This is a genomic window from Kitasatospora sp. NPDC057518, from assembly GCF_042802075.1.
Lineage (GTDB): Bacteria > Actinomycetota > Actinomycetes > Streptomycetales > Streptomycetaceae > Kitasatospora.
This window is the reverse complement of sequence record NZ_JBHVEU010000404.1, coordinates 1-8,246: the sequence shown is the minus strand read 5'-3', so window position 1 is coordinate 8,246 and position 8,246 is coordinate 1. Positions and strand designations below refer to the sequence as shown.

Genomic DNA, 8,246 nt, shown 5'->3' with positions numbered 1-8,246 from the left:
AGGTAGGTACCGCCCGGTATGCCGACTTGCCCGACCCCGTCCCCAGCGGCCCACCGCCCCCGTACGCTTTCGTCAGCGCGTCGGCCCCGACGCGTCCTCGAACGGCGGCGAGGAGCGAAGCGAGTGCGGCAGACCGGACGGCAGTCCCGACGACCCGAGCGCCGCACCCCGCCGACCGCGTCGGAGCTGGCCAAGGTCCACGACCGCACCCTCGCCGACGCCGCCGCCCGGGAACTGGCCGTTCCCGCCCTCACCGAGGAGACCGGCGGCCCCGGCCTGCTCGAACCCCGCCCCGAGATCGGCGACTCCTGGGCCCGGCTGCGCCGCCTCGGCCTCGACCCCGACACCGGCGCCGCCGCCGTCCTGCTGGGCCCCGGCGAAATCGAACAGCGCCGCCGCACCAGCGGACTCGACGCCGTCCTGCCGGTGCTGCGCGAGACCCTGCTGGAGGTGGGCGGAGCGGCCCCGCTGCTGCTGGCCGTCGCCGACGCCGAGGGCCACGTGCTCTGGCAGGAGGGCGAACGCGGCCTGCGCCGCAGCGCCGACCGGATCGGCTTCATCACCGGCGCCCGCTGGATCGAGGAGAGCGTCGGCACCAACGGCATCGCGGTCGCGCTGCGCGCCCGGCGCCCGATGCACGTCCACTCCGCCGAGCACTACCTGCGCAGCCACCACGCCTGGACCTGCGTGGCCGCGCCGGTGCGCGACCCCGGGACCGGGCGGCTGGTCGGCGCCATCAACCTGAGCGGCCCGGCGCACAGCGTCCGCCCGTTCCTGATCCAGCTCACCGCCACCGCCGCCCGGCTCGCCGAGGCCGAGCTGCGCGCCCACCGGCTGGAGGCGCTGCACCAGCTGCGCGCCCTGGCCGCCCCGCTGCTCGCCCGGGTCGGCGGCCCGGCGCTGGTGGTCGACGCGGCCGGCTGGACCGCCGCCGCCGCCGGACTGCCGCCGCCCAGCCGGCTGCGGGTGCCCAGCGAGGGCTGGACCCCGGCCACCGTGCACTGGGTGCCCGGCCTCGGCGAGTGCGCGCTGGAGCCGCTCGCCGACGGCTGGCTGGTGCGCCCGGTCCGGCCGCCCGAGGAGGACGGCTCCGGCACGGTGACCGCCGAACAGGCCGAGGGTGCCCACCTGCGGCTCGACCTGCGCCGCCCGGACCGCCCCGAGCTGTCCGTCCGGGGCGCGGCCGACAGCTGGTCGCACCCGCTCAGCCCGCGCCACGCCGAACTGCTGCTCCTGCTCGCCACCGGACGCGAGGGCAGCACCGCCGCCCAGCTCGCCGAGGCGCTGTTCGGCGACGCGGGCCGGACGGTGACGGTCCGCGCCGAGCTGTCCCGGCTGCGCCGCTACCTGGGCGGGCTGCTGGCCCACCGGCCGTACCGGATCGCCGAGTCGGTGCTGGTCAGCGTGGACGGGCCGGACGACCCGTACGACCTGCTGCCCGCCTCCTCGGCCCCGGCCGTCCGGCGGCTGCGGGCCGCGCTGGCGGCGGGGACGGCCCGGTTGCCCGGCGCGCCGCCCCTCGCGCCGCCGTGCGCCGCCGGGCCGCCGGAGCGCCGCTGACGGTCTGTCCCGGCTTCCGGGGGCGGAGCCTCAGCCCTCGGCGAGCAGCGCGGCCAGCTCGGCGTCGGTGGGGCCGCAGTGGCGCTCCTGGTGCTCGGAGACCAGCGCGTAGGTGCGGTCCAGCCAGGCCTGCACCCGGGGCTTGGAGGCCTCCAGCAGCGCGCTGCCGTGCGGGGATTCGAGCGCCAGGTGCAGCGTCGAGCCGTGGCACGGGCAGTACGCCGGCCACAGTTTGACGTCGCCCTGCCCGCTCAGCGCGCGCAGGCCGTCGCGCAGCAGTTCGCGCGAGAACACCCAGTCCGCCTCGTCCGGCCGCCCCAGGTGGAAGGTCAGCAGCACCTCGTACGGGCGCGCGGCGGTGAACCGGAACCGGGTGCGCACCTCGCCGACCACCTCCTCGCCCAGCGAGATCCGCAGGATCAGCACCTCCTCCACCGCCGCCGGAGCGGCGGTGGAGACCTCCCCATCGCCGCCCGTGGGGGTGGCGGCGAGGGGTGCACTGGAGGCTGCGGACAGCGGGTCGGACGGCATGACGGTCTCTCCGGGACGGCGTGGGATGCCCTCAGCCTGCGTCACGCCCGGTACGGCGGGCAAGGGTTGCAAGGGGGTTGCAATAACCCCCGGCCGGGCCTTCCTTCCCTTGCCGGTGCTTATCAGACGGAGCGTCAACTTCCGTGTGGCGCACGGATGTCCGCGAAGTGGAGGGGGTGCGACCGGGCCGCGGCCGCCCGCTGGTACGCTCTCCCCTCTCCCCACGCGGGCCCGCGTGGAACCGGCCCTCCGCGGCCGGAGCCGGGCCCGGCGGCGGCGCGTGGGAGAATACGGCGACGCGACGGCGGCTTCGGGGAGGGAGGGGTCCGGTGGCTGTGCGCGAGGACACCGCGCGGGACGTGCAGCACGAGCCCGCACGGCAGGGTCGGCACGGGCGGCCGCGCCCGTTCGGCGGCCTGTTCCGGCTGCCCACCCTGCGCTTCTCCGGCGCCGCGATGGCGATGTCCACCGTGGTCGGCATCAGCATCGCGACCACCCTGCTGCTCAACGAACAGCAGGGGATCGGCCGCCGGGCCGGCGTCGCCCGGGTCGGCAGCACCCCGCCGCCCACGCCGGCCGCCACCGAGGAGGCCGAGGCGGTCTCGGCGCAGACCCCGACCGACAGCCCGTCGTCCTCCCCCGCCGCGAACCGGCCCTCGACGCACCCGTCCACGCACCGCTCGGTGGACCCCCCGGTCGCCGCCTCCCCGCCCGCGCCCCGCGCGACGGTCCCGGGCGCACCCCAGACCGGCGGCCAGGCCTCGGCCGGGCAGGACGCACCCGCCTCAGGCACCCAGCTCGCGGGCACCGAGGCCGGGCTGCTCGGCGCCACGGCCCCGGCCGGCCCCTCGCCCTCCCCTTCCGTCTCCGTCCCGGCCCCGGGCGCCAAGCAGCCCGGCTTCGGCCCGCCCACCCCCGGCCGCCCGGCGCCGCCGCCCGCCCTGCCCGTCCCCGACACCGACGGCGCGGCGGACACCGGCGACACCCCGGACACCGACGGCACCGATGGCACCGACGACAGCGCGGACACCGACCACGCGCTGACCGGCGCCGCCCGGGTCTCCCCGCTGGGCCGCGACGGCCTGCGCCACCAGCTCACCCTCGCGGCCACCGAGCCGGTCACCGCGTTCCAGGCCGAGTTCCGGCTCGTCCCGGGCGAGTCGGCCGCCGGCCCCGGCTCCGCCTGGACCGACCTGCCGGGCGCCGTGGTGACCGTCCAGCAGGAGCGCGGCACCCTCGTCTACCGCTTCACCACGCCGCCCGGCACCGACGTCCGGCCCGGCCGCTACACCTTCGGCGTCCGCGGCGCCCGTCCGGCGGCCGACCCGTCCGCCGTGGTGCGCAAGTCGGCCCCGGCGGAGAGCTGGAGCGTCTCCGCCTTCGCCCTCGACCGCCCCCGCGCGGTCGCGGCGCTCGGCTCCTTCGGCCCGCCTCCGCCGCCGCCGTCCGCCGAGCCGTACGCGCCCGGCAGCCCGGCCGCCACGCCGCTCGCCGCACCGGCGCCCACCCCGGCCGCGACCCCGACCGCCGCGGCCCGCTGAGCCGCCGACGGCCCGCAGCGGACGATCGTCCGACGATCCGACAGCCGGGCCCGCCGGACGGGCGCATCCCCGCACCCTCGTTCGTTACTGTGGGCAGCACCCGGCCCGGCGCCCCCAACGGCCCCGGCCGGGCCGCCGTTCCGCACCCGAGGAGGAGTCCGTGCCCACCGTCCTGACCCAAGGCGGCAACGCACCGCTGACCGCCGCGCGAGTGACCGTCGAGGTCACCGCGCCCAAGGCGCTGGACGTCTCCGGCCTGCTGCTGACCGATGCCGGAAAGGTCCGCTCGGACGACGACTTCGTCTTCTTCAACGCCCCGAACGGCCCCGGCGTCAGCCACCGCCCGGCCTCCGCCGGCACCCCCGACGCGATCACCGTCGACACCCGGGCCGTCCCGGCCGGGATCACCAAGATCGTGGTCACCGCGAGCCCCGCCGACCAGGTCTCCACCTTCGCCGGGACGGAGCCCACCGCCACCGTCCGCGACGCCGACACCGGCGAGGTGCTGGTCACCTTCACCCCGCCCCGGCTGGGCCTGGAGACCGCGCTCATCGTGGTCGAGGTCTACCAGCGGGGCGGCGCCTGGAAGGTGCGCGCGGTCGGCCAGGGCTACGCCGACGGCCTCGCGGGCATCGCCACCGACTTCGGCGTCACCGTCGACGACTCCCCGGCCCCCGCGCCCGCCGCCCCGGTGGCAGCAGCCGCACCGCCGGCCCCGCCGGCCCCGATGGACCGGACCATCCAGCTCCCGACCCCGCCGACCGCTCCGCCCGTGCCGCCCGCACCGGCGGCCTCCCCGATCGACCCGCGGATCGCCCTCGCCACCGGCCAGACCGCCGTCCCGGCCCCGCCCGCGGCTCCCCCGGCGCCCGCCGCGCCCCCGGCCCCGGCCGCCCCCGGCAAGGTCACCCTGGACAAGGGCCGGGTCAACCTGGTCAAGGGCAGCTCGGTCTCCCTGGTCAAGAACGGCCGCCCCTTCCTCTCCTCCGTCCGGATGGCCCTCGGCTGGAAGTCCGCCGCCCGCGGCCGCGACATCGACCTGGACGCCTCCTGCCTCGCCTTCGACGCCCGCCACAAGCGGCTGGAGACGGCCTGGTTCATGAAGCTGAGCATCTTCAACGGCGCGATCTCCCACTCCGGCGACAACCTGGTCGGCGGCGAGGGCGGCGACGACGAGGCGATCACCGTCCACCTGGAGGGCCTGCCGGCCGAGGTCCACGCGCTGGTCTTCGTCGTGAACTCCTTCTCCGGCCAGAGGTTCACCGAGGTGCGCGACGCCTACTGCCGCCTGCTGGACGCCCGGACGGAGGAGGAGCTGGTCCGCTTCGACCTCACCAACTCCGAGCCCCACACCGGTGTGATGATGTGCAAGCTGGTCCGCCGCCCGGGCGGCGAGTGGGAGATGACGGCGCTCGGCGAGTACGTCGACGGCAAGACCGCGCGGGCGATGATCGAGCCCGCCGCCGCGACGCTCTGACACCCGGCGTCACCGTCCCGCCCGTGGTTTCACCCTCCCGAGGCATCAAGTCGTCCACAGAGCGACTCGATTGACTCTCAGGAGGGTGAAACCGCACTCTCCCCCTATCCCCAGGAGGAGAGCCGTGCCACGCTTCCTGTCCCGCCTCGCCGTCGCCGGCACCGCCACCGTGCTCGCCGCCGGGCTGATCACCCCGACCACCTCCCAGGCCGCCGCCCGGCCGGGCACCCGCGCCGGCGCACTGAGCTGGACGGCCCTCGGCGACTCCTACACCGCCGGGGTCATCGAGGCCACCGGCGACGAGACCGCGCCCCGCGACGGCTGCGCCCGGACCGTCGACTCCTACCCCGAGATCATCCGCCGCGACCTCGGCTCCCTCGCCGACCTGCGGAACGTCAGCTGCAGCGGCGCCACCACCGACGGCGTCGACGTGACCGCGCAGGCCCCGCTCGGCCGCCCGCTCCCGCCGCTCGGCACCGACCCGAACGGCCCCTACCCGCCCGTCCCGCCGCAGATCGACGCCGTCGACCCGGCCACCGGGCTGGTCACCGTCGGGATCGGCGGCAACGACCTCGGCTTCGCCGAGATCCTCAAGAGCTGCATCGAACTCGGCGCCGTCCAGCTCGGCCGGGGCACGCCCTGCAAGGACAAGTTCGACGCGGGCCTGCCCGACCGCTTCGCCCGGCTGCGCAACGGCTACGACCGGATGCTGACCGCGCTGCACGCCAAGGCCCCGTCCGCCAGGATCCTCACCGTCGGCTACCCGCACCTCGTCCCCGAGAACGCCGGGCTCTGCCAGTTCGGCAACCTCCTGCAGTTCGGCACCTTCACCGGCGGTGACCTCGTCTGGGCCCGCACCGCGATCGTGGAACCGCTCAACGCGCTCGTCGCCCGGAGCACCGCCGCCCACGGCGACACCTTCGTGGACCTCTACCCCGCCAGCGCCGGCCACAGCGTCTGCGACGCCGACCACTGGCTGGACGGCGTGCTGACCAGCGTCCTCCCCCTCGAGTACGCCGTGGTGCACCCCAACGCCACCGGCCAGGCGCACACCGCCGCCCTGGTCGAGAAGGCCGTCCTCGGCGGTTGACCGGCCGCTCCGACCGAAAACCGCTGGCCCGCCCACCCCTCGAGCATCATCCTGGTCCGATGCCCCTGCCCACGCCCGCGCCCGTGCCCGCTCCCGTCCGCATCCGCGAAGCCGTCCCCGAGGACTGGCCGGACATCTGGCCGTTCTTCCACACCGTCGTCGCCGCCGGCGAGACCTTCCCCTACCCCCTGGACATGTCCTCCGAGCTGGGCCGGGAGTGGTGGATGCTCGCCGCCCCGAACCGCACGGTGGTCGCGGTGGACGGGGACGGGCGGATCCTCGGCACCGCCACCATGAGCCGCAACCGCCCCGGCAACGGCTCGCACGTGGCCAGCGCCAGCTACCTGGTCGACCCGGCCCACCACGGCCGGGGGATCGGGCGGGCCCTGGTCGAGTACACCCTCGACTGGGCCCGCCGCTCCGGCTTCCGCGCCATGCAGTTCAACGCCGTGGTCGCCACCAACCACCACGCCGTGCGGCTCTACGAGTCGCTCGGCTTCGAGATCGTCGGCACCGTCCCCGAGGCCTTCGACCACCCCGTGGACGGCTACGTCGGCCTGCACGTCATGTACCGCAAGCTGTAAGGCCGTTACCCCTGCTCCTACTCCTCGATCGCCCCGCCGATCCGCCGCAGGTGCCGCCGGAAGCTGTACGCCGGGTCGGCGGCGCGCCGCTCCAGGTACTCCTCGAAGGAGGTCTGCCGGCGCAGCGTGTCCCCGGAGGCGATCCGGGCGGCCTGCGCGCGCTCGGTCCGGGCGATCCCGCCGGCCGTCTCCAGCACCTCCGCGACCCGGTCGCCTGGCACGAACAGCACCCCGTCCGGGTCGGCGAACACCACGTCCTCCGCGCTCACCGGGTGCGGCCCGAACTTGGCCGTCAGCAGCGCCGCCGGCTCCCGGTCGTCCAACCGCACCGGGCCGAGCGGCAGCGCCCCGTAACTGAACACCGGCAGCCCGATCTCCCGCAGCTCGGGGGTGTCCCGGTGCAGCCCCCACACCACGATCCCGGCCACCCCGGCGGCCCGCGCCTCCAGCACCGCGAGGTCCCCGATGCAGGCCTCGTCGGTCCGCCCGCCGTTGTCGACCACCAGCACGTCCCCGTCCCGGGCCGCCCCGTACGCCTCCAGGAACACGTCCACGCTCCCGTAGTGCCGCACCGGCAGCACCCGCCCCGCCACCCGGGCCCCGGCCACCACCGCCCCCACCCCCGCCGGCGCCACCCGCACCCCCACCCCGAGCCGCACACAGGCATCCGCCACCAACGGCGTGGACAGCTCCGCGAAAGCCTTCAGCATCCCCAACTCCTCCACTCGAAAAGCCAGTTCACCAGCAGGAAGATCCTAGGCCCCGCCCCGAACTCACACCATCGAGTGACGATGACGCAGTCCCTGCCCCCGCTTGTGCCCACCGCGCATAGCCTTCCGACGCATCCGGTCGAGAGGTCGTTCATGAACACAACGGATAACGAGATCCTCCTCGAGCTGTTTCTCGCCCTGGACGCCCCCGAAGGCCTGAGGGCCGAACTCGTCAATGGCGAGATCCTCATCCGACTCCCCGTCGACGGCTACCACTGCCATCTCATCAGCGAGTTGACCGGCCAGGTGTGGCGCAAGTCGGCTACCGAAATGCAGATGTCGGAGAACAAGGGACTTCGCCTCGTCGCCAGCGGGCACCACCCTGCGGACCACGTCATCCCGGACGTCACATTCGCTCCCGAGGAACTCCGCCTCTTCCGGGGCGCACCGTCCTGGATGGAACCGGACGGCGTCGCCATGGTCGCGGAAGTGACCTCCGCCAAGCCCGACCAGGACCGCATCGCCAAGCGCCACTGCTACGCCCGGGCCGGCATCCCGCTCTACCTCCTCATCGACCGCGAGAAGTCCCAGGTCAGTCTGTTCGCCAAGCCGCACCGCGACGAGTACACCGAGGTGCACCTCGCCGCCTTCGGCGAACCGCTCGCGCTCCCTGCCCCGTTCGACTTCGACCTCGACACGAAGCCGTTCCTCTGACGTCGACAACGCGCGACGGCCCGCACCCCCCGTCAGGGG

The 8,246-nt window shown here is 75.4% G+C and carries 8 protein-coding genes; 6 read left to right on the top strand and 2 right to left on the bottom strand.

Annotated features, from left to right (window positions below):
* The first annotated feature begins 123 nt into the window (after positions 1-123).
* Positions 124-1,560 (top strand): helix-turn-helix domain-containing protein, encoded by a 1,437-nt coding sequence (locus ACFU7Z_RS31220; RefSeq protein WP_220450064.1) that lies wholly within the window; start codon positions 124-126, stop codon positions 1,558-1,560.
* Positions 1,561-1,590: 30 nt separating this feature from the next.
* On the opposite strand, the gene ACFU7Z_RS31215 is transcribed toward ACFU7Z_RS31220, so the two are convergent.
* Positions 1,591-2,091, bottom strand: coding sequence for an SsgA family sporulation/cell division regulator (locus tag ACFU7Z_RS31215; RefSeq protein WP_074001657.1), 501 nt, complete (start codon positions 2,089-2,091; stop codon positions 1,591-1,593).
* 329 nt (positions 2,092-2,420) lie between these two features.
* On the opposite strand from ACFU7Z_RS31215, the gene ACFU7Z_RS31210 reads away from it, so the two are divergent.
* The 4 genes from ACFU7Z_RS31210 (at position 2,421) to ACFU7Z_RS31195 (ending at position 6,783) form a co-directional block, all read left to right on the top strand.
* Complete coding sequence (locus ACFU7Z_RS31210) at positions 2,421-3,632, top strand: hypothetical protein (RefSeq protein ID WP_380781172.1); 1,212 nt, start codon at positions 2,421-2,423, stop codon at positions 3,630-3,632.
* Positions 3,633-3,804: 172 nt separating this feature from the next.
* Positions 3,805-5,109 carry a TerD family protein gene (locus ACFU7Z_RS31205; protein ID WP_380781174.1) on the top strand — a complete coding sequence of 435 codons (1,305 nt, stop codon included), beginning with the start codon at positions 3,805-3,807 and terminating at the stop codon, positions 5,107-5,109.
* 124 nt (positions 5,110-5,233) lie between these two features.
* Positions 5,234-6,199, top strand: a complete 966-nt coding sequence (locus ACFU7Z_RS31200) for an SGNH/GDSL hydrolase family protein (protein ID WP_049654985.1) — start codon at positions 5,234-5,236, stop codon at positions 6,197-6,199.
* 59 nt (positions 6,200-6,258) lie between these two features.
* The gene (locus ACFU7Z_RS31195) at positions 6,259-6,783 is read left to right on the top strand and encodes a GNAT family N-acetyltransferase (RefSeq protein ID WP_380781170.1); all 525 of its coding nucleotides are present in this window, start codon (positions 6,259-6,261) and stop codon (positions 6,781-6,783) included.
* A gap of 17 nt (positions 6,784-6,800) precedes the next feature.
* Here ACFU7Z_RS31195 and ACFU7Z_RS31190 read toward each other — a convergent pair whose 3' ends face one another.
* Entirely contained in the window at positions 6,801-7,493 is a 693-nt protein-coding gene (locus tag ACFU7Z_RS31190; protein ID WP_049654991.1) for an RraA family protein, read from the bottom strand.
* Positions 7,494-7,646: 153 nt separating this feature from the next.
* On the opposite strand from ACFU7Z_RS31190, the gene ACFU7Z_RS31185 reads away from it, so the two are divergent.
* Complete coding sequence (locus ACFU7Z_RS31185) at positions 7,647-8,207, top strand: Uma2 family endonuclease (protein WP_074002113.1); 561 nt, start codon at positions 7,647-7,649, stop codon at positions 8,205-8,207.
* Positions 8,208-8,246 lie beyond the last annotated feature (39 nt).

Bases quoted from the DNA above. Each gene is read 5' to 3' on its own strand.
- ACFU7Z_RS31195 (WP_380781170.1), top strand. From the start codon at position 6,259: ATGCCCCTGCCCACGCCCGCGCCCGTGCCCGCTCCCGTCCGCATCCGC.
- ACFU7Z_RS31215 (WP_074001657.1), bottom strand. From the start codon at position 2,091: ATGCCGTCCGACCCGCTGTCCGCAGCCTCCAGTGCACCCCTCGCCGCC.
- ACFU7Z_RS31190 (WP_049654991.1), bottom strand. From the start codon at position 7,493: ATGCTGAAGGCTTTCGCGGAGCTGTCCACGCCGTTGGTGGCGGATGCC.
- ACFU7Z_RS31185 (WP_074002113.1), top strand. From the start codon at position 7,647: ATGAACACAACGGATAACGAGATCCTCCTCGAGCTGTTTCTCGCCCTG.